This window comes from Paraglaciecola arctica BSs20135 (assembly GCF_000314995.1).
GTDB lineage: Bacteria > Pseudomonadota > Gammaproteobacteria > Enterobacterales > Alteromonadaceae > Paraglaciecola > Paraglaciecola arctica.
The window spans coordinates 64710-86750 of the sequence record NZ_BAEO01000067.1 but is presented as its reverse complement, the minus strand read 5'-3'; the positions used below and the strand labels follow the sequence as shown (position 1 = coordinate 86750).

The window sequence follows — 22041 nt, the reverse complement described above, 5'->3', positions numbered from 1 at the left end:
ATGAACATAGAGTGTTATTTTGTTGATTGATGTTATTTTTTTATTTATGGCTGGACTGATTGGTGGAGTTTTAAACTCCATTGCTGGAGGGGGAAGTTTTATTACATTTCCCGCTCTCGTTTTTGTTGGTGTGCCACCTCTTATTGCAAATGCAACAAATACCTTCTCTTCATCTGCAGGATATATTAGTGGGGTTTATGCATTTAGACATCAATTAAAAAAACATAAAAGAGAAATGCTTTTAATTGGTTTATCTAGCTTAATAGGTGGATCACTGGGGGCTTTTTTGCTGTTACAGACTTCAGAATCATCATTTGAAAATGCTATTCCTTGGTTGCTTTTATTTGCAACATTGTTATTTATATTTGGAGCTAGAGCCAATATTTTATTGCAGTCTTACTCAGAAAAAAATAAATATACACTACAGTTCAAATCAATTTTTCTATCTTTGTCATTATTGAGTATTTGCGTTTATGGCGGTTTTTTTAATGCTGGATTAGGTATTGTCGTATTGAGTTATTTGGCTTTATCGGGTCATAAAAATATCAATGTAATGAATGGGTTAAAGTTAGTGGTTTCTTCTTCAGTATCTATTGCTGCAATATTTTTATTTGTTTTAAACGATTCAATTGCTTGGGTAGAGGGCAGCGTTGTTCTAGTTGGAACGTTATTAGGAGGGTATTATTCTGCTCATATCTCAATGAGATTAAATCAGCTATACATCAGATTTTTTGTGATATTTATGAGTTCTGTTATTACAGTATATTTTTTCTACATGACTTACGCGTAAATTAACAATGATAGAAATTACAGAGATACTCGCTGTAAAAATAACTAAATCAATATATTACACAAACTTCATTGAATTATCGCATCAGTCATCATTATATTTTTGGTAATTGCTTTGGCTTTGGCGATGTCTATTTTTTAAGTGGGTCAGCCACAGAATTTCCCGCGGTTAATAACTATAGTAGCAAGTTGCATTTCTTGCTTTTAATAAATTTAAAGCCCTGACTAACAAAATTACAAAGACATATATGGTCGCTCCCGGTATGTCAACGTATTACCTATCCCTTAGTGCTGATTTTCAGCATTAAATGGCTTGTTTTTTCACCGTAAATATTGCTTATTCAGTTGTAACTTCATTGGTGTGATTGTCTAGCCAGTAGCATACAACAGCCACTTACATTCACTAGGGCGGATGAGTCGTATTCCTTTGACTACTGCTTTGTCATTTTTAACAGCTGTCGTCCGTTTACAATGCCGGTTTTATCGCCGTTATCCACGATAAAATGGCCATTGAGAATCTTATTGCACCTTGAAAAAAATATCATTACTATTGGCATGTTAATTTTATGTTAAATGGATGTTGTTTTTTCCTAACCTTAAATATTATGGAATAAGCTCAAATGGAAAATATTACTAGTGAATTAAAAGCATATATATTGTCAGAATTTTTACCAGGCGAAGATGCCTCTAACTTGGAGGATGATACACCGCTTATTTCTAGTGGCATTCTTGATTCTTTGGCAACCTTAAAATTAGTTGTGTTTTTGGAAGAAAAATACAATGTGAAAATTGCACCTCACGAAACTCAGGAAGAGTACATCGGCTCTATAGCTAACATAGTTACCCTCGTTGAATCCAAACTTTCTGCATAAGTATAATTGCATTTAACTCAATAGATTTAAGGAAAAACTATGGAAAAGGCTACTTCCATTGCATTACAACCAATAAAATGGCTTAAATATATTTTTTTGGTAGTACAACTAGCATTTATTGTTTTTATTGTTCATCGATACGCCATCGAAAATAATGCATTTTTTACCATTATGATTTTTATAAGTGTGGGCTTTATGGTCCATTACTTCATACCCATTCAACATCGAATGTTCAGTTTTGGTTTATTGTCGATGGCAGGTACGGCTGTGATCATGGGCTGGGAGTCCTCGTTATGGATATTTTCCATTGTTGCCGTTATTTTATTGATTTGTCGGTCAGGTCTAAAATTTAGTTATAAAGTGGGCTTAATCCTTGCCGGTTCAGGTGTTTTAGCCGTATTCAGAGCCGATATTATGCCTTTTTATGGACCTGAAGCAATTTGGCCTATTTTGGGTTCAATGCTGATGTTTCGATTAATCACTTTTATGTATGATCTTAAGCATGCCAAAAAAATACCGACTTTTGGTCAATCTGTGGCTTATTTTTTCATGTTGCCCAATGTGGTTTTTCCTCTATTCCCTGTAGTGGACTTTACTAACTTCACACGTTCTCACTACAATGGCGAGCGGCACAAAATTTATCAGGTGGGCGTCGACTGGATCACTAGGGGGATTATTCACTTATTGATTTATCGGATCGTGTATTATTACATGGCGATATCACCCTCAGATGTGGCTTCTCCCAGCGATTTAATGCAATACCTCTCGAGTAATTTTTTGCTCTACCTAAGAGTTTCCGGTCTTTTCCACATCATAGTTGGATGTTTGCATTTGTTTGGTTTTAATCTTCAGGAAACTCATCATTTATATTATTTATCAGCAAGTTTTACAGATTTCTGGCGGCGCATAAATATTTACTGGAAAGACTTTATGATGAAGGTCTTTTACTATCCGATATTTTTCCGCCTTAAGTCATTGGGTATGACTAAGGCCATTGTAATATCGACCATTATTGTATTTTTTCTAACTTTAGCTTTTCACTCCTATCAATGGTTCTGGTTGCGCGGACAATTTCCCATAATCTGGCAGGATGCGGTGTTTTGGGGAATATTGGGCTGTTTGGTTATTATTAACTCACTGTGGGAGCTGAAAAAAGGCAAGGGACAAAACCTAGCAGCAAAAGTATGGTCAGTAAAAAGTTCAGTAATATACAGTACTAAGGTATTGCTCACCTTTACTTGTATTTGTACTTTGTGGTCGTTATGGAGCGCAGAATCCTGGCTTGGTTGGTTATCCATGTTTAAAGTATTAGGGCAATTAACTTATTCCGAAATTTTTTTCGCGCTCGCTATTTTTGCTGGATATTTAATCTGTGGTTATCTATTACAAATATGGACAAGAAAACGTATCGCCGGAGGGAATTATAAGGGGGCGACGGATAGACGTCCTTATACTACTGTGTGTTTGCTTGTCTTAATGTCTGTAATGAGTATTGGTGAAGTATATACAAAATTTGGTCCTGATATCGCTAATACTATTGCGACCATGAGAGCAGGTAAACTGAGTAAGTTAGATACCCAAGCGCTGGAAAAAGGTTACTACGAGGAGTTGGTTAGGGTGAATCGTTTTAATTCCCAGCTTTGGGAAGTGTATATGAAAAAGCCCGCAGAATGGTTGCAAAATCCCGGGGCAGATCTGAAATATTACACTGGTGATTTTATGCAGTATGAACTGCTTAAGTCCACTAGCTCTTCTACTCAATATGGGCTAATGACCACTAATCAGTGGGGCATGCGTGACCAGGAATATCCACTGACGGCCAAACCCAATACGCTGAGGATTATATTGTTAGGGGCCTCTATCGAAACTGGTTGGGGGGTTGAAGATGATGAGACATTTGAAGGAATGCTGGAATCTGAATTAAATCAACTACTATCCAAAGGGTCGAAAAATACAATTGAAATTCTTAATTTAAGTGCGCCAGGTTACAAACCCTTACAGCAGTTACCAGTATTGGAAAAAGCACAAAAATTCCATCCCAATATGATTTATTATGCGGCCTCTGGACGGGAAATGATGCGTGCAGCTTCGTTTTTGCAAGAGTCTGTTAAAAATGCTGTTGATATTCCGTATCCGGGTTTACGGGACATAGTAAGCAAAGCCAATATCACTGCAGACATGGATGCCACTGTTATGGAGAAAGCGCTTATGCCTTATCGAGAAGAATTACTTGCCTGGCTTTATAATGAATTGGCAATAAAAGCCAAAAATATGCGCTGTAAGTTAGTGTGGTTTTTAGTTCCTGGTGTGGAAGGAGGAGACTGGGAGACCACAGCTGAACAAAGCACTGAGCTGGCTCGACAAGCTGGTTTTGAAATTCTTAATTTACACAATGTTTATCAGGGCTACACCGTAAATGATATTGCCTTGGCTGAGTGGGACAAGCACCCTAATAAATTAGGGCATAGGCTGTTGATGGATGGTTTGTTTAAAGAAATTACAGGTTCTCCTGAGCGATATTTGGGTATGAAAATATCAGACTAGTCAAACTTCTGATGGGTCGCTAGCAGATGACTCACGCTAAACACAGAAAATGGAAGCTACACATTTAGGATGAGCCTTATTTTTAGCCATTGCAGTTAAAATTGTTGTTCAGTTAAGCTAACTAATCGGGGCGTCAGGAAGGAGATGAACGCCATATTCACCAGGAATGTATTTGCATAGGAATTGTCATTTTCAATGATTTTTCAGGATTGTAAAACCTGCTTTATTGTTAACCTTAGGTAATTTGAAATAGTCAGAGAATTGCTGGCAAATAGATTATCGTTTTGAGTCTAAAAATAAAATTTTAAGACTCAACTAGGTAAAGTATTATTTTAGCCAAAACGCGCCTTGCTCAACTATAAACCTAACCAACCAGCAATAATATTGCGCTGTATATCAGAAGTGCCTGAATAAATAGTACAACCTGTTGAATCACGAACATACCTTTCATGTTCGCATTCAACCATAAATCCATTACCCCCATAAATTTGCAAATTATCCATAGCGGTTTGCTGGTATGCTTCACTAATAAAAAGTTTAGTCATAGACGCATTGATTGACGCCATGCGCGAATTCTCAAGCGCCCACGCCGCAGACAATGCCATTAAACGGGATGCTTCTATGCGTGTACGCATGGATGCTAAACGATGAGAGACTGCTTGGTTTTTACCTATTGCTTGTCCACCTTGCACTCGGGTTCGTGCATAACTTATAGCACCCTCTAATAATCGTTGCATGGTGCCAACGTGAGCTGATACCAAACAAGCTCGCTCCCAGTCCATTGACTCGCTGAATATACGGGCGCCTCCACCCACGGCTCCCAACATAGCGTCAGCAGGTACAAAAACATCATTGAAAACTAGTTCGCCGATAGGGGACGTGCGTAAACCCATTTTTTCAAATTTCTGGCCTACTTCAAAACCTGGAGTGTCACTTTTCACTAGAAAGGCGGAAATGCCACCATGGAATCCTTTGTCTTTGTCAGTCATTGCATAAACTAGGGCAATATCAGCTATTGGGCCATTAGTGGAAAATATTTTGGTGCCATTGAGCAGATAACCACCCTCAACTGCCTTAGCTGTTGATTTCATAGCGAAAGGATTGGACCCTGTGTCTGGCTCGGTCATAGCATTTACCGCTATATACTTACCGGAACAAAGATCTGGGAGGATTTCATTTTTTTGTTTCTGGCTGCCGTGTTTGTTAATAGGCACAGTACAAGCAAGTAAATGGGCACAAACAGAAAAAACCAAGCCATTGTCGTGACAGCCATAACCAAAAGCTTCCAATGCCATAGACGTGGTTACTGCGTCGTAGCCCATGCCACCATATTCGCTGTCAATCGCCAGCCCGGTTAAGCCCATTTCGCCACATTTATCCCAAAGCTTTCGATCAAATATTTGATCTTTGTCTCTGCTGATGACGTCTTGATTTAATTCTCTTGTTGCGAAGCGTTTAATGGCTTCTATTATCTCGCGTTGTTCGCTGGAAACGGAAAAGTCCATTATATTAATTCCTTTAAAGTTTGATAGTCGATTTTGTCGGTGGATGTTTTGGGAAGTTTATCTAACATTTTAAAGCGGTCTGGCACCATGTAATAAGGCAGATGTTGGCTACAAAATTGCTTCATTTTAATAACTGATAATTTATTTTCTACATTCTTGGGACTCAACAATGCGTATATAAGTAATTCACCGCCATCATCTTGAAAGGCAATGACAGCCGCTTCAGACACATCCTCGTGGCGGTAAAGTACACTTTCTATTTCTCCCAACTCCACACGGAAGCCGCGTTTTTTAATCATCCTGTCTCTTCTACCCAAGTAAACGAAGTCACCCTTATCATCTGTAGTTACAATATCGCCGGTTTTGTACCATTGCTGTCCGGAGACGTCAGTATAAAACGCTTGTTGGCTTTTATGTGGTGAGTTCCAATAGGCCTTCATGACAGAACCGCCGGCGATCAACAACTCTCCTTGTTCGCCATTAGCGACGATTTGATTCTTGCTATCCACGACCAAGGCTTCATCACCGGAGCAGATCTTACCTATAGGTACGGGCTGTTGACGTTCGTTAATATCCTCTGGTGTGACTTTATAATAAGTGCAGACATTAGTTTCTGTGGGACCATATAGATTGTAATAAGCAGGCCCTTTCCAAAAATTAGACAATTGTTGCAACTGTTTGATGGGGAAGACTTCGCCCGCAAAAAACACCATTTTCAGCGCTGAATAATCCTGTTTATCAAGTTGCCCAAATTCAGTTAGCATGTGTAAGATAGAAGGAGTGGAATACCAAAATGTTAACTTTGAAGTTGCAATGAATTCAGCCAACAGCGCTGGCTGTTTACCCAGACTTTCAGTGATGATATAGATGCAGGCACCATGCTTTAATGGCAAATAGATGTCTAATATTGATAAATCAAAATGAAAAGGGGCATGGGAAGAAAAACGATCTGTTGGGGTAGGTGAAAATTCCGTACTACACCAATCGAGGAAACTCATTGCCGATTTATGAGAGTGGGGTACCCCTTTGGGTTTCCCAGTAGAGCCCGATGTATAGAGTATGTAAGCGAGTAGATCTTCACTAAGAGGCTCAACGACATTGTCTGTTGCTAGCTTTTTGTTATTAAAAGTAACTATCACTATATCTAGGCCAAGAGTGGCCAAGGGCGCTATAGTTTCCTCAATTTTGTATTCGCTGGCAGCAAAACCTTGTTCTAAACGGCTTAATAATTCTCGTTCAATTAAAATTGCATCTACGCAACAGTCTCTAAAAATAAAGGAATTTCGATCTGCTGGTCCCGAAGCATCCGTAGGGATATAAGCAGCACCGCATTTTAAAATACTAAATAATGCAACTACTGTGGCGGAAGATTTTGACATCCAAAGTCCGACATGGCTGCCAGATTTGACTCCATGTTCCCTTAATTTATTTGCAAGCTGCTCTGATAGCTCATTAAGTTGTCTATAGCTAAGGGAGCCATATTTCTGATCGAAAACAGCAATATTTTGCGGATAGATTAAGACACTTTTTGATAATAAGCTTATCAAAGGGGGGAGTTCTAACATATATTCACCTAATCCTTTATTAGGGGCTGTTGGCCTTTTTGATATACATCTATAACTTCATGTAAGTACTTAATAGCCTACAATAACATAAACCTAATACCAATTGATTTGCGAAAAAATGTTTAAATAATAAACGATTTTAAGTTCCTTTGTTGGCAAGTTTTATTATCTATCCAGATAGATTTTCTGATCACCTGTTATTATTTGGGCCAATCCATTATATCTATGTGCATCTGAATATCCTTTAACTCTCAATAGAGTCATTTAAGATAAGCAGTTTCAAAATATTCGTTATAGCTTCAGAACAAAGCATCGGCTTCGTTGATTTTGATCTTTGTTGGCTCCGCTACTGCTTTTCCTGCATTTAAAGTTACAGAATAGCTTTTTCATTCCCTAGAGTTTTTTATCTTAGAAAGAGCATTATACACACCTGTAACACCCTTCTCGTAAAGCAATAAAGTATTGCGCCGATAGGCGCTCTGATAATCAAAAGTGACCAAGTTACAGCTAAACCATATAAAAAAGTTGGTTACCTCTAGTGCAATGTGTGATGATAATAATTAGATGCTTATTATGGCTATGGCTATGGCTATGTCTATGTTCAGTATTGGAAAAATATCACTCTTATAAATACTGAGTAGCATTCAGCTGTTGAATTTTATTTGCTAATTCAATAGGCAAAATATGGTATGAAACTAGTTATAAAATGGCATTAGAATTTATTCCAAAAAGGACTGAACCGTATTGGCATAACCATAATGGAATATAAATTGAAGGTTACGAATCCAAAAACGTGAAAAATTTAAAAAAATATGCCAACACCCCCATAATTGGCCCCTTGCTCAAAATGATTAGGGGTTTTGCTGATAATAGCGAAGGCAAAACTGTTGCACGTCACTTTTCCACGCACTTACATCCATTAATCGCCAATACCACAGAACTTTGCAATGAGTCATTTAGTATAAGAAATGACGTTTATTGCGATGAATTAAACTTTTTAGAGACTGGGGGAACTGGTTTAGAGGTTGATGAATTTGATAAATATTCTACCCATTGTTTAATTCAACATATCCCTACAACTCGCTTTTCTGGAACCATCAGAGTGGTTAGGCCTGAAACAAATCAACAATTAATTCCACTTCAAAAGCACTGGCACGCATCAATATCAAAAGACAAAATTAACCCTAATGATTTTGCTTCACATGAGATTTGTGAAATTTCGAGATTAGCTGTTCCCAAAGACTTCAGAAGGAGACAAACAGATAATTTCACAGGAGCCGCAATAGGTGGAATTGATCAGCAAATCTATTCTGAAAATGAATTACGTTGCTTTCCTTTTATTGCCGTGGGCCTATACCTATCTGCGGCCTCGATAGTCATGGAGAATGACATAAAACATACTTTTGTGATGATGGAGCCTAAAATGGCAAGAAGTATGAGCTTTATCGGCATTCAATTCGAACAAATTGGTCCTGCCGTTGATTATCATGGCAAGAGAGCGCCTTATTATATTAACCCTTCGTTATTGTTGGAAAACTTAAACCCTGGTTTTCAGGAGATGTTAAAAGTTATCAGAAAATCCCTTAAACACTCGTCAAAAAAATATAAATCACTTAATTTTTAGATAAAGCTCGCCTTAGCAATGAGGTACAAGCAAGTGTCAAACTTCAATTGTGAAACTGCATTATCCTGAATTCGGGATATCTAGAAATGTTGCTTGGGTAACAATTGACACTTTTTTGATGGTTCTGATATCTATGTGATGGTCAGTATCAGAGGCACTGCAAGCAAGTATATTGATAAGTCGCAACGATCAGTAATAGCTATGTGCGATATCAATAATATCCTGATATTCGTAGAGTTTATGGCCTTTTTGTTTGAAGTCATTGAGTTCTTGTTCTGAGGGGAATGAAAAATAGTTTCCCTTTGATTTTACTGGGTAACTCTCACATTTCCCGGTGTTTTCTATCTTAGTAATGGCATTAACCACATCTTTAACTCCTTTCTCATAGAGCGATAAAGTGTTGTGAAGATAAGACCGCTTATAATCCAACGTTTGTTTACTAATGCTGATGATTGCTCCGCTGTCTATGCCACTGTCACTGATGTAGTGGAGAGTAGTGCCACAGTGAGTATCATCTTGTTGCATGGCTCTGAAGGTTGCCATTACGCCGCGGTATGTTGGTAATTCACCTGAATGTAAATTGATGACACCAAATTTTGGAATATTAATTACTGCAGCTTGTAGGATCAAACCAAATCGAATTGAAACGATAAGGTCAGGCGCAAACTCATTTATTGTATTAATTCCAGCCTGACAATTTATTGAGTCAATATCTGCTACCTCTACCCCAAGTGTTTTGAATCCCGCAAAACTTTGAAACTTTTCAGTATTGAGAGATGGCTTGTTTTGCAGTGCAGGGAAGAGTATTTCGTTAAACAAACTTTCTTCAAAAAAGGCTAAGTCTAATAAAGCTAGCGGTTTGTTTTTACTGTTTTTACCAACAGTCGATGACAGCAATATTTTAAATTTATGCGCCCCGGTCATTGTTTGAAATAGAGTATTCAGGGCGACATTGCTAGCGATGTCTTTGTTGGCTAAGAGTAGAATTCTCATGAGCCGCTTCTTAAAAGTAGAGGGGGAGGGAGGGCTCAATCATCTTTGTCTTCAAAACGGTCATATGACGCATTGTTATCTTTATTAGGTTTAGGCAGTTTTTGATTGGCACTTTGTTTTAACAACAATATATTGCCAATAATTAAACCTAAGACCAAAACAAAAATCACTACAACAATCCAAATATTCATACTAATCCCCTGTTTAAAACAAAGCGCTGATAAATCTCAGGCATGTTAGCAATTATGCTATCTAGCCCAAGAATATCCGACTTTGTAAGATTAGCGAGTATCACTTTTTCATCCAATAACCCCAACATCTTGTCTGCGCTTGCTTGAAAACTTAGATGCCAAGGCTCCCGAGCAATACCGCCATTGTATTGTGCATAAGGTCGGCTAAAACCATATTTAATCGCGTGTTCGTTTAGCCAATTGTTGAGTTGGGTACATGGACCTTGATCGTATTCGCTACAAACCAGTTGAAAGTCATGGTGACTCTTTTCAACCGCATTTTTGTCATACACGTCTAAGTCGCTACCCCAATGATGACGACTGGCTCCAGGTAACGCCGACCATGTGAGGATAGCGAGTATCTTTTCTTGGTCAGACAGAGTCCTAGCATCTAAGATATTTTCATTAGCGTCTAACAAAGTTGCTTTGCCTGACCATTTGTTTTGCCAAATCTGTAATTGCCGGTCGAAGCCCCGGTAACTGCTGACAATTTGTATGTCTACGTTATCTTGTGCCGCTGCCATTTGCATTTGTCTAAATGCCTCACACACTTTAGGTAATAGACGAAAGCCGTTTTGGCATTCGACTAATAGACTTTCATCTTTACCTAAAGTGTGTGCTTGAGTGATCACGCTAACAGCCGTTGTAAGATATCTTGATAAATATCCGCGAGCGTATCGAGATCGTCAATTTTCACGCATTCATCAATTTTGTGGATAGTGGCGTTAACAGGTCCAAGTTCAATCACTTGAGCTCCGGTTGGCGCGATAAAACGCCCATCAGAGGTACCTCCAGCTGTGGACAATACTGTTTCACGTCCAGTGCAACCTTTGATAGCTTGTTGTGTGGCTTCAACTAGTTTTCCAGAGTCTGTTAAGAAAGGTTGGCCATTAAAAGTCCAATCAATATCGTAATCCAGTTTATGAGCATCTAATACTTGCAGCGTTCTTGTTATTAATTGTTGATCTGTTACTTCGGTTGAAAATCTAAAGTTAAAACAGATTTTTAATTCGCCGGGGATAACGTTACCTGCTCCAGTGCCGCCATTAATATTGGAAATTTGAAAACTAGTGGCAGGGAATGAGTCGTTTCCCTTATCCCATTGGGTGTTGGCTAGTTCAGCCAGCGCTAGTGTTGACTCGTGAATAGGGTTTCTAGCCAAATGAGGGTAGGCGACATGCCCTTGAATACCTTTGACAAGTAAATCGCCCGTTAATGAGCCTCTACGGCCATTCTTAACAATGTCACCCACTAGGTCTGTGCTTGATGGCTCACCCACTAAACACCAAGTGATTTTTTCGTTACGGGCTTCTAAGGTATCAATCACCTTAGTGGTGCCATTAATAAATGGTCCTTCTTCATCACTGGTAATTAAAAATGCTATTGAGCCTTTGTGCTGTGGATTCGCTTTTACAAAATTTTCAGTGGCCACTAACATGGCGGCCAAGCTGCCTTTCATGTCTGCAGCACCACGGCCATGAATGTAGCCATCTTTTTCTGTGGCTTTAAAGGGCGGAGTTTGCCAATTCTGTTCTGGACCAGAAGGTACTACGTCTGTATGCCCAGCAAAACAGAATACCGGTGCTTCTGTACCTTTACGGGCCCAAATATTCTTAGTGTCGGCAAAGCTTAGATCTTCAATTTCAAAGCCTAAAGGCTTAAGAATATTCGCCATCATATCCTGACAACCTGCATCTTCAGGGGTAACAGATTTTCTGTTGATCAAGTCTATAGTGAGGTCGAGAGTGCGGCTCATGAGAATACCTCGGCGTATTGATCTGCTTTAAAACCGATAAAATACTTATCGTTATGAATAAGTATGGGGCGTTTGATCATCGCTGGAAACTCAAGCATTAACGCCAGCGCTGCAGTTTTATCCACCCCTTGTTTTTGTTCTTCACTCAATTGACGAAAAGTAGTGCCGCGTTTATTTAACATTAGTTCCCAACCTAAGGCGTGTTCTGTTTGTTCTAGCCAATTTGAATCGAGACCGTCTTGTCTGTAATCATGAAAGGTATAATCAATATTATTTGTTGTTAACCAAGCGCGCGCTTTTTTAATGGTGTCGCAGTTTTTAATGCCGTAAAGGGTGGTCATAATGTCCTAATTAAGTTACTGAAATCTATATACATTAACTATAGCGATAAAGGGGGATACAGGTAAAGGCTGTTGACTAAGCTTTTATGTCCATGACATAAGAAACTAAACTAACTACTGATTGAATAATAGGTCAATTTATTATCTCCAACGAGCCTCTAGATTAGAGCGCCGCGTTTTCTATTGAAGACTGAATTTTATGTCTTAGTCAAAATTTAATGTTTAGCCTTAAGCTTTGATTGATTGCCTAGTCTGGCTATTTCTAAGGTAACTGTTTGTATGTCAGAAGCCCTTATCCTAGACGTTATTTCTGTTTGTTTAGCGTTGATTAAACTAATCCCTTCAATAACCATATCAAAGGCCTTCCACTGCTGTGTTTTTTTGTCGAAGCGAAGAGAAAAGTCAATCGCAATATCAGGAACACTTTGCTCGGTAATTAGCGCCTTGACCACTGCAATATTTTTACCTGTATTACTTTTTGTTTCTGGTTGAAATGTGATTTTTTGATTTTTGTATTGACTCAAAGCATTCACGTAAGTGACGGCTAAATAGTCCCTCATAGCCAATGCAAATTCCTCTCTCTCTTGTTTGCTTATTTCTCTTATGTATTTCCCCAGAATTTTATAAGCGGCGTAACGATAATCTACATGAGGCATGAGGTTTTGTTCAATAATTTCTCTGACCAGTTCTGGTTGGGAGCTAAGGTTTTCCTGTTCTTCCGACAAACGCTTAAATAGGGTGTCTCCCAAACCGACTATCACTTGGTAGGGGGTTTGCTCTTGTGACAATGCTGACTGACTAGTTAATAAAACTACAATTACAAACAGTGTTTTCATAAAACTAAACATGATTTAATTTCCTATTGAATCCGAATAATGAAGACAATAAAGCAATCAAGAGAGTAACTCTGTATCAAATTTGTACGATGTCCCTACAATTTGTTACAAGTCATACAAGGACTGGTTTGTAGTGCGAGGGATGAAATGATTTTTAACTCAATTAGCTATCGAAAAGATTGATGCCTAACTATATATAGTTATACATCACGAAATACCGTATTTGCTGTATCTCTTTGTCACGTGAAGGTGACCGGCCTAGTTTTTATAGAATAAGGTAATGGGCATAAAATGCTGATTAGTTATCTTTTGAACTTAACGAGCAATAATGTTTATGCCTACAAATGCATCCTTAATTCAAGCATTACCTGTTTGGGTTAATAAGTGACAGTAGCCTCGACAGGGAAGGCCAAAACATGTAATTTGTCATTTAACAAAGCTTCGAATTCTTGTCGGTTTTTCGGGCTGGACGGATGTTGCGGCCATACTGCCATTAGCCCGTAAGTAAGATTAGTAGTGGGGTTAAACTTCACTAAATAATCGTGTTGCCCACGATATTGCTCTGATACTTCATTGGTTTGATAAAATATTGCCAAACCTAATTCGTCGCCTTCTGCCGCAATACTTTGTGCACCATAAGTGGCTATCACTTCCCAATTTTTATATTGCTGTTTTATGAAGTGGGTATTGGGGTGGTTCACAAGCCCTGTGACTAAATTATCGATGGGTTCAGATAAGGTAACTTTAACTAAGGTAGTAGGATCGCCTGCATGGATAGTGTAATCAGTGCTTACGTCGACCTTTTTGTTTGCGACTGACCAACCTTGATAATTGACGTTAAAACTGGCACTGAGTTTGTTGTCACCTAGAAGTGTCCAACTTGTGTTATCTACTTCTTGAAAATGTATAACCTCTTCACCCTTTATGCGGCCAAGCGCACCTAAACCTAATGAAGAGCCCACTTTGAGTACATCCGCTCCCCAATCTGCTAATTCGTGGTAGCTGTCATATCCGTCTTGACCCACACCAGCTAGGCCAGGTTTAGCACCAGTTTTTGCAAACACATCAATGCCATTTCGCCAATCTAAATATAAGCGATAGCCAATCAAATCATTCTCCCATCCTGGACCTTCATAACGCAAGTAATAAGAGTGATCGGTAAGTTGTTCAGGGCTTTCGAATTGCTTAACATTTTCGAATGAAAACCCATCGGCTTGGTAAGCTTTTCCTTGCCATTCTCCGCCTGTGCGTACTGATAATTCCGCATAGGCAACGTCTTCAACCAATTTACCGTCAGTTGAAAAGGAAACGGTTTTTTCTTCACCAGGAGCAAGACTCACCAATATATCTAGAGCTTTTTCACCGTTTGCTAATATTCGCCACTCAGAATCTAGTCCTGCTGTATTGAATTGGCTTAATTCTTTTTGTTTATCTGTAGAAAACGTTAAAGACACTAGCTGAGAAATAGCACCGCCATCAGCAGGATTTTTAATTACAATTTGTGGATCTGTTTTAATGTCAGGGGAATGACATCCCACTGCTGAAACTATGGTTGAAACACTTAACGCTAATTTAAATTTATTCATAAAATTCCCCTTGTTGTCAGTTCTTTTAAGCCAACTATGCACTATTATGTTGACAAGTGCCACCGGTAGCATTAATTTAAATAATTGTTAAGATTGTGAAAATCACTATTACTCATGAAAGTAAGACTGGCGTTAAAAAATTAGTTAGCTAGTTATATTTGAATCATTTTATGGAGAATTTATATGCCAAATTTTAGTTTGATTGGCAAACGGGCACTGGTTACTGGGGCAAGCAGGGGGATTGGCCAATCTTTGGCAATTGCACTTGCTGAGTCTGGTGCACAGGTTATCTGTGCTAGCTCAAAAGAAGGTGGTTGTAGTCAAACTGTTGCTCTTATTAATGAACTTAAACAGCAAAAAGCAGAGCAATTATTTGCTGATTTGTCTGATATGCAAGCAGTGCAAAAATTGGCTGATGATGCGTTGGCAATCTTTGGTGGTATTGATATTTTGGTGAATAACGGAGGCACTATATTCCGCAGTCCTGCTGTGGATTTTCCTATGTCAGAATGGCAAAAAGTGCTCACTGTTAATGTAGATTCTGCCTTCTTGCTAAGCCAACAAATTGGCAAAACCATGATTAATCAGGGAAGTGGAAAGATTATCAACACAGCATCAATGTTGAGTTATAGCGGTGGTGTTACCGTGCCCTCTTATACCGCTAGCAAACACGCCATCGCAGGGTTGACTAAAGCCTTAGCCAACGAGTGGGGCCAGTTTAATATCCAAGTTAATGGTATTGCCCCTGGTTATATTCGCACTGACAACACTCAAGCCCTACAAGACGATCAGCAACGCAGTAAAGACATTTGCAATCGTATCCCTGCTGGTCGTTGGGGGGAAACTGAAGATTTGAAAGGTGCAGCAGTATTTTTGGCAAGTGAAGCCAGTAATTACGTCAATGGTCATATTTTGGCTGTGGATGGCGGTTTTCTTGCTCGTTAAATTAAATTATTAAATTTAGGGTTATTAATATGAATATAGAATATGAAGTGCGTTATGCGGTTGGACAAAACGAAGCAAAAAATTACGATACTGAACAGCTTAGAGACGCATTTTTAGCTGATAAGTTGATGCAGGCGGGTAAAATATATTGGGTCTACAGCCATTATGAGCGTTTTATGGTGGGCAGTGCCGTACCGAAGGATGCTCCTTTAGTTTTAGAAACCATTGCTGATTTACTTAAAACTGAATATTTCACGGCTCGTCGTGAAGTGGGAATTATTAATGTGGGTGGTACTGGTAAAGTTGAAGTGGATGGAGTGACCTATGAGTTAGCACGGGAAGAAGCACTATATATAGGTAAAGGCAGTGAAAAAGTCACCTTTACTTCAAATGACTCATCTAATCCTGCGAAGTTTTACCTCAATTCAGCTCCCGCTCATCATGCTTATCCGACTAAAAAGATAGGTAAAAAAGAAGCCAATGTTTTACACATGGGGTCTCAAGCGACATGTAATGAAAGAGACATTAATCAGTTACTTATCAATTCTGTGGTTGAAACATGCCAATTACAGATGGGGCTAACTCGACTAAACCAAGGTAGCGTATGGAATACCATGCCAGCGCATCAGCATGATCGTCGTAACGAAGTCTATTTTTATTTTGATGTTGAGCCTCAGCAGGCCGTTTGCCACATTATGGGGGAACCAAAACAAACTCGACATATTTTTGTTAGCAATGAACAGGCTGTACTTTCTCCTCCTTGGTCTATTCATTGTGGTGCTGGTACGTCTAACTATGCTTTTATCTGGGGAATGGCGGGCGAAAATCTTGACTATGACGATATGGATAAGTTTCTTGCTAGTGATTTACGTTAGTTGAAGGAGTAAACATGCGCCAGATGAATAAGTCTTGGTTTAAAGCCACACTTTTGACACTTCTGTTGTTACTGATTTCTTGTGGAGACAGTGCAAAAAAGAGTGAGCAGGTGTTGTTGCGCCTAGGCCACTCCCTCGATATGCAACATTCTGTACACAAAGCCATGGTGTTTTTGGGTGAACGATTATCTGAATATTCTAATGGCCAAATGACCGTTAAAATATATTCTGGAGGACAGCTAGGAACTGAACGGGAAATGCTTGAACTGCTACAAATTGGTTCACTGGCGATGACCAAAGTTTCAGCAAGTCCATTAGAAGGATTTGCCCCCGCCATGCAAATTTTTAGTATTCCCTATGTGTTTAAAGATAATGCGCATTTTTGGAAAGTACTTAATAGTGATATAGGCACGACTTTACTGAAAGGTTTGGAGTCTTTCAGACTTAAAGGATTGGGGTATTATGATGCTGGAAGTCGCAGTTTTTATACCACTAACAAACCTATTCATACACCATCCGATCTTAAAGGATTAAAAATACGGGTGTTGAATAGTCCAACAGCGGTGAAAACGGTAAGAGCAATGGGGGCGGCTGCCACGCCTGTATCTTGGGGCGAATTGTACACTGCTTTACAACAAGGAGTGGTTGATGGTGCGGAGAATAATCCACCTAGTTATTACATTTCTCGCCACTACGAAATTGCCAGTTATTACTCCTTAGATGAACATACTGCGGTACCTGACGTGCTTTTATGCTCATTACATGTTTGGAATAGTTTAAATGCGCAACAACAAAAATGGCTTGAGCAAGCTATGGCAGATTCGGTCATTTATCAGCGTAAATTGTGGGCCGAATCCACAAGGGATTCTTTAGCAAAAGTAATAGAAGCGGGGGTTAATGTGATATATCCCGACAAGCAAGCTTTTGTGGACGCAGTTAAACCTTTTCATGACAGTTTTGCCAATTCACCTGTGGGTGATCTAATGGCCGAAATTAGGGCAATGTAAAGATGCGTAAATTTATTAAATTAATCGATCAGACCTTAGGGTTTTCACTGATTTGCGCCATGTCTGCCATTTTATTAACGGTTATTTGGCAGGTCATTTCTCGTTTTATTCTCAAAGACCCAGCTTCTGTTACAGAAGAACTTTCGCGGTTTATTTTAATCTGGGTTGGGATCTTGGGGTCGGCATATGCTTATCGTAAAAAATCCCACCTTGGATTTAATCTAATTGTTGATAGACAAACTAAAGCGACTCGCAGGATGCTGCTCACAATAGTGGAAGTGTTAGTCATTACATTTAGTGCATTAGCGTTAATCGTAGGTGGCAAAGAGTTAGTCATCATTACCCTAGAGCTCGATCAGATATCTGCTTCATTGGGAATACGTATGGGGTTCATATATACAGTGCTGCCTATTTCTGGTGCATTGTTTGTTTTTTATAGCCTAATCAATATCTATAACTTATGGATAGCTGACCCTGAGGAGCCTTTATAATGGAAATGACAGCTATTATTTTAGTAGTGGTATTTTTTGCCTTATTGTTAATTAACGTGCCGATATCGATTTGTATCGGTTTGTCTACCATGCTTGTTATGATGATTAATATCGACACGCTACCTGCTTTAGCAACCGTTGCTCAGCGTATGGCTGGCGGTTTAAATAGTTTCGCTTTATTAGCTATCCCATTTTTTGTGTTGTCTGGATTATTAATGGGCAGGGGAGGCATAGCAAAACGCCTAATTGAATGTGCAATGGCTTTGATTGGTGCGTTACCAGGTGGTTTAGCTTTGGTTAATGTTGTTTCTTGTATGTTGTTTGGTGCGATCTCTGGTTCGGCGGTAGCTGCAACATCTGCAATTGGTAGTTTTATGCTTCCAGAAATGAAAAAGGCCGGATATGATCCCAACTTTAGTGCTGCAGTGACAGCTGCCGCATCTACTACTGGTATGTTAATTCCTCCTAGTAATATTCTGATTGTGTATGCAATCGCCAGTGGCGGTGTTTCTATTGCTGCGTTATTTATGGCCGGTTATTTACCAGGGATTATGGTGGGGTTCGCACTAATGTTCGTATGTTACGTCTATGCAAAACGTAAGGGATATCCATTATCAGATAGATTACCTTTGTCGGTTGTTGCCACAAAAGTATTGGCTGCTATTCCTAGTTTATTTTTGATCTTTTTGATCATTGGTGGAATTGTTGGCGGTATATTTACCGCAACAGAGGCGGGGGCAATTGCTGTTGTTTATGCCTTGATGTTATCGGTTGGATTTTACCGTGAAGTTAAAGTCAAAGAGTTACCGGAAATATTATTGAAATCGGCTGAAACAACTGCGATTGTGATGTTGTTGATTGCTGCCTCGACCGCTATGTCTTGGGTGCTGTCTATTGAAAATATTCCACAAACGTTAAGTGCGTTTATGTTGAATATAAGTGACAATCCGATCATTATTTTACTGCTGATTAATTTGTTATTAATTGTCGTTGGTGCATTTTTGGATATGACTCCCGCGGTATTAATATTTACGCCTATCTTTTTACCCGTCGCTGAGCAATTGGGTATGTCACCTATTCAGTTTGGTATTATGATTGTTTTAAATTTATCGATAGGTTTATGTTCGCCGCCTGTAGGTGCGGTATTATTTATAACTTGTGCCATTGCAAAAACAAAACTTGAAGAGATCATCAAACCTTTGCTTCCACTTTATGCTGCGATGTTTTTTGTTTTAATGTTAGTGACCTATTTCTCTTGGTTTAGTGAGGCTATTCCTGCTATGTTTGGCTTTATTGAGCGTTAATATATTACGACATATTTGCTGGGGAATTAGGATTTACAGCTTATTTTGTCGCTGATTTTAGTGGGAGTTATTGCCTACTTTAAGCTAATAGTTAAATCGTATCTGTGTTGATTAATTCACAGGTAGTTAATCATAATGAGTGAATTACTGAATGCAAAAACGCCCCACAATTAACGATGTAGCTAGACTCTCTGGTGTATCAAAACGTACTGTCTCTAGGGTTATTAATGGCGCATCTAATGTGGGGAAGGCCACCCGTGAGAAAATCGATCAAGTCATCAGTGATTTAAACTTCTCTCCTGATAAACAAGCTCGAGGTTTGGCCGCTAATCGCTCTTATTTGTTGGGCTTAATTTATGATAACCCCGATGCAATGTTTATTGATCAAGTACAGCGCGGCGTATTAAAAATTTGTTCTGCGAAAGGATACGAATTGGTTGTACACCCTTGTACTTATCGTAATAGTGATTTTATTGATGATTGCAGTAATTTTGTTAAGCGTTCTAACATTGACGGTGTGATTATACTGTCGCCAGTGTCTGAATCTAAGGAACTAGCGTCCTCGCTCAGAGAGCAAAATATAAAATATGTTCGAATGGCATCGGTGGATTTAGATGATCACGCCAATATGGTGGTATCAGATGATCGCGCTGCGCTAAGTGATTTGGCTCGTTATTTGGTGTCTCTAGGACACAGTAATATGGCGGTAATTAGTGGGCCTAAACAATTTTGCTCATCAATTGAACGTTTAGAAGGGTTTTGCCAAACCTTAAATTTATTGGGGGTAGAGATACCTGAGGAACGAATTATTGAGGGGGAAAATAGCTACGAAAGCGGTATTAGTTGTGCTCGTCGCCTTTTGATACAAAGCCCTCGTCCTCAAGTTATTTTTGCTAATACTGATGAAATGGCAGCAGGGGTTTTAAAAGTAGCCCATGAAATGGGTATCAGTGTACCTGAGCAATTATCGATTGCCGGATTTGATGACAACTTATTGGCCTCTAGAGTGATCCCTTCACTTACAACAATTCAACGGCCAGTATCCGACATGGCCCAACTGGCTGCTAAAAAGATTATTGCTACTATCGAAGGCGCACAGTTGGACATAGAGGATGAATACTTAGTTAAACCACATCTAATTATCCGAGAGTCTACAAGAAGAGTATAAAACTTCCTTTTATTTATTGAATACATTCCATTATTGACCTAGAATGCCACCGGTGGCATAATATTGGGTAGAGGGTCTGAACTACTATTCATTTAACTTTTTATTTTAATTCTTAGGTAACTCATGCAACAGCTGACTCAAATTATTCGTGTTCATCCAAATGACAATGTTGGCGTCTGTACTATGGATTTAACAAGTGGCTTGGTAGATAAAGACTCAGGAATTTTGTTGCGAGACGACGTACCTGCTGGACATAAAGTTGCACTTTGCGATCTTGAGGCTAATCAAAGTGTTTTCAAATACGGTTACCCAATTGGCCAGACTACTCAGGCAATTAAAACCGGTGAGCATGTACATAGTCATAATTTACGTACAGGTCTCAGTGGTGCAGAATCTTATTGTTACTCACCCATTAATAAAACCACTGAAATAACAGAATCAACAGATACGTTTTTAGGGTATCGCCGTGAAAACGGCAAAGTCGGTATTCGTAACGAAATTTGGATCATCAACACAGTTGGATGTGTTAATCGCACCGCTGAACGTATCGCCCAAGAATGTGAAAAACGTTTTTCAGATCAATGTGACGGCTTTCGTTCCTATACCCATCCGTTTGGTTGTTCGCAATTGGGCGATGACCTAAATGATACCCGCTCAATTCTTGCTGCGTTAGCATCCCACCCAAATGCTGGAGCGGTTTTAGTCGTTGGTTTAGGTTGTGAAAACAACCAACTCTCATCCCTAATTGAACAAGTCGATCAACCTGCAAATAGACTCCGCTATTTTAATTCCCAAGAAGTAGTGGATGAAATAGAAGAGGGGGTTCATTTAGTTGAATCTTTGTTGTCGGTTGTTGCCAATGATAAAAGAGAAAATATTCCTGCTCGTGAACTCGTGATTGGTGTGAAGTGTGGTGGAAGTGATGCATTTAGTGGTATTACAGCTAATCCATTGGTTGGACGAATGACTGATTTAATGACAAATATGGGGGGATCAGTATTACAAACTGAAACGCCAGAAATGTTTGGTGCTGAACAGCTGTTAATGAACCGGGCGATAAATGAATCAGTGTTTACAGGCATTGTTAAGTTAATTAACGAATTCAAACAGTACTTTATTGATAATAACCAACCCATTTACGAAAACCCATCGCCAGGTAACAAAGCCGGTGGTTTAACAACCTTAGAAGAAAAATCATTAGGCGCCGTGCAAAAAGGCGGGCAAGCTCAAGTCTGTGATGTGCTTAAATATGGGCAACCATTGCAAACGACAGGTTTATCTCTATTGCAAGCACCGGGCAATGATGCGGTTAGTTCTACCGCACTTGCGGCAAGTGGTGCGCATATTATTTTATTCACCACCGGGCGTGGTACACCGCTCGGGTTCCCTGTACCCACACTGAAAATATCGTCCAATACGAAGTTAAAACAACAAAAACCACATTGGATAGATTTCGACGCAGGTCAAGTGTTACACGGTTTGTCGTTAGACGACTGTGCAATGCGGTTGTACCAACTTTGTCTTGAAACTGCTTCAGGAAAATTGAGCTGCAATGAGAAAAATGGCAGCCACGAAATAGCCATTTGGAAACGTGGCGTCACCCTATAATT

Annotated in this window: 20 protein-coding genes; 11 read left to right on the top strand and 9 right to left on the bottom strand. The window is 39.3% G+C overall.

The features are described 5' to 3' along the window. The first annotated feature begins 19 nt into the window (after nucleotides 1–19). The 3 genes from GARC_RS24535 (at nucleotide 20) to GARC_RS24525 (ending at nucleotide 4205) form a co-directional block, all read left to right on the top strand. A complete protein-coding gene (locus GARC_RS24535; RefSeq protein ID WP_007625654.1) occupies nucleotides 20–790 on the top strand; it encodes a sulfite exporter TauE/SafE family protein in 771 nt (256 codons plus the stop codon). 619 nt (nucleotides 791–1409) lie between these two features. Next, the gene (locus GARC_RS24530) at nucleotides 1410–1661 is read left to right on the top strand and encodes an acyl carrier protein (RefSeq protein WP_007625653.1); all 252 of its coding nucleotides are present in this window, start codon (nucleotides 1410–1412) and stop codon (nucleotides 1659–1661) included. Between the two features lie 39 nt (nucleotides 1662–1700). After that, entirely contained in the window at nucleotides 1701–4205 is a 2505-nt protein-coding gene (locus tag GARC_RS24525; RefSeq protein ID WP_007625652.1) for an MBOAT family O-acyltransferase, read from the top strand. A gap of 356 nt (nucleotides 4206–4561) precedes the next feature. Here GARC_RS24525 and GARC_RS24520 read toward each other — a convergent pair whose 3' ends face one another. Both GARC_RS24520 and GARC_RS24515 read right to left on the bottom strand, forming a co-directional pair. Beyond that, a complete protein-coding gene (locus tag GARC_RS24520; protein WP_007625651.1) occupies nucleotides 4562–5710 on the bottom strand; it encodes an acyl-CoA dehydrogenase family protein in 1149 nt (382 codons plus the stop codon). Further along, nucleotides 5710–7275: an amino acid adenylation domain-containing protein gene (locus GARC_RS24515; RefSeq protein WP_007625650.1), complete on the bottom strand. Its 1566-nt coding sequence runs from the start codon at nucleotides 7273–7275 to the stop codon at nucleotides 5710–5712. The genes GARC_RS24520 and GARC_RS24515 overlap by 1 nt, the downstream gene beginning before the upstream one ends. Before the next feature lie 793 nt (nucleotides 7276–8068). On the opposite strand from GARC_RS24515, the gene GARC_RS24510 reads away from it, so the two are divergent. Beyond that, nucleotides 8069–8899 (top strand): PEP-CTERM/exosortase system-associated acyltransferase, encoded by an 831-nt coding sequence (locus GARC_RS24510; protein ID WP_007625648.1) that lies wholly within the window; start codon nucleotides 8069–8071, stop codon nucleotides 8897–8899. 189 nt (nucleotides 8900–9088) lie between these two features. On the opposite strand, the gene GARC_RS24505 is transcribed toward GARC_RS24510, so the two are convergent. From GARC_RS24505 to GARC_RS24480, 7 genes are all read right to left on the bottom strand, one after another. Then, entirely contained in the window at nucleotides 9089–9892 is an 804-nt protein-coding gene (locus GARC_RS24505) for a formyl transferase (RefSeq protein WP_007625646.1), read from the bottom strand. Nucleotides 9893–9927: 35 nt separating this feature from the next. Continuing rightward, nucleotides 9928–10083: a DUF2897 family protein gene (locus GARC_RS26570; protein WP_007625643.1), complete on the bottom strand. Its 156-nt coding sequence runs from the start codon at nucleotides 10081–10083 to the stop codon at nucleotides 9928–9930. Continuing rightward, complete coding sequence (locus GARC_RS24500; RefSeq protein WP_007625641.1) at nucleotides 10080–10754, bottom strand: M15 family metallopeptidase; 675 nt, start codon at nucleotides 10752–10754, stop codon at nucleotides 10080–10082. The genes GARC_RS26570 and GARC_RS24500 overlap by 4 nt, the downstream gene beginning before the upstream one ends. Beyond that, nucleotides 10751–11878 carry a succinyl-diaminopimelate desuccinylase gene (gene dapE / locus GARC_RS24495; protein WP_007625640.1) on the bottom strand — a complete coding sequence of 376 codons (1128 nt, stop codon included), beginning with the start codon at nucleotides 11876–11878 and terminating at the stop codon, nucleotides 10751–10753. Before dapE ends, GARC_RS24500 begins: the two co-directional genes overlap by 4 nt. Further along, entirely contained in the window at nucleotides 11875–12219 is a 345-nt protein-coding gene (locus GARC_RS24490; protein WP_007625639.1) for an ArsC family reductase, read from the bottom strand. Before GARC_RS24490 ends, dapE begins: the two co-directional genes overlap by 4 nt. Before the next feature lie 215 nt (nucleotides 12220–12434). Then, the gene (locus tag GARC_RS24485; protein WP_007625638.1) at nucleotides 12435–13067 is read right to left on the bottom strand and encodes an MlaC/ttg2D family ABC transporter substrate-binding protein; all 633 of its coding nucleotides are present in this window, start codon (nucleotides 13065–13067) and stop codon (nucleotides 12435–12437) included. A 365-nt stretch (nucleotides 13068–13432) separates the two neighbouring features. Next, complete coding sequence (locus GARC_RS24480) at nucleotides 13433–14641, bottom strand: DUF4861 family protein (protein ID WP_007625637.1); 1209 nt, start codon at nucleotides 14639–14641, stop codon at nucleotides 13433–13435. Between the two features lie 183 nt (nucleotides 14642–14824). Between GARC_RS24480 and GARC_RS24475 the strand changes: the two genes are divergently transcribed. The 7 genes from GARC_RS24475 to GARC_RS24445 all read left to right on the top strand — a co-directional run bounded on the left by GARC_RS24475 (nucleotide 14825) and on the right by GARC_RS24445 (nucleotide 22039). Next, nucleotides 14825–15586, top strand: a complete 762-nt coding sequence (locus tag GARC_RS24475) for a glucose 1-dehydrogenase (RefSeq protein ID WP_007625635.1) — start codon at nucleotides 14825–14827, stop codon at nucleotides 15584–15586. A 29-nt stretch (nucleotides 15587–15615) separates the two neighbouring features. Then, complete coding sequence (gene kduI, locus GARC_RS24470; protein WP_007625633.1) at nucleotides 15616–16461, top strand: 5-dehydro-4-deoxy-D-glucuronate isomerase; 846 nt, start codon at nucleotides 15616–15618, stop codon at nucleotides 16459–16461. A gap of 14 nt (nucleotides 16462–16475) precedes the next feature. Then, a complete protein-coding gene (locus GARC_RS24465) occupies nucleotides 16476–17468 on the top strand; it encodes a TRAP transporter substrate-binding protein (protein WP_007625631.1) in 993 nt (330 codons plus the stop codon). A gap of 2 nt (nucleotides 17469–17470) precedes the next feature. After that, complete coding sequence (locus GARC_RS24460) at nucleotides 17471–17959, top strand: TRAP transporter small permease (RefSeq protein ID WP_007625629.1); 489 nt, start codon at nucleotides 17471–17473, stop codon at nucleotides 17957–17959. Further along, nucleotides 17959–19263 (top strand): TRAP transporter large permease, encoded by a 1305-nt coding sequence (locus GARC_RS24455; protein WP_007625627.1) that lies wholly within the window; start codon nucleotides 17959–17961, stop codon nucleotides 19261–19263. Before GARC_RS24460 ends, GARC_RS24455 begins: the two co-directional genes overlap by 1 nt. 151 nt (nucleotides 19264–19414) lie before the next feature. Further along, nucleotides 19415–20431, top strand: a complete 1017-nt coding sequence (locus tag GARC_RS24450; protein ID WP_007625625.1) for a LacI family DNA-binding transcriptional regulator — start codon at nucleotides 19415–19417, stop codon at nucleotides 20429–20431. A 123-nt stretch (nucleotides 20432–20554) separates the two neighbouring features. After that, nucleotides 20555–22039 (top strand): UxaA family hydrolase, encoded by a 1485-nt coding sequence (locus GARC_RS24445; RefSeq protein WP_007625623.1) that lies wholly within the window; start codon nucleotides 20555–20557, stop codon nucleotides 22037–22039. Nucleotides 22040–22041 lie beyond the last annotated feature (2 nt).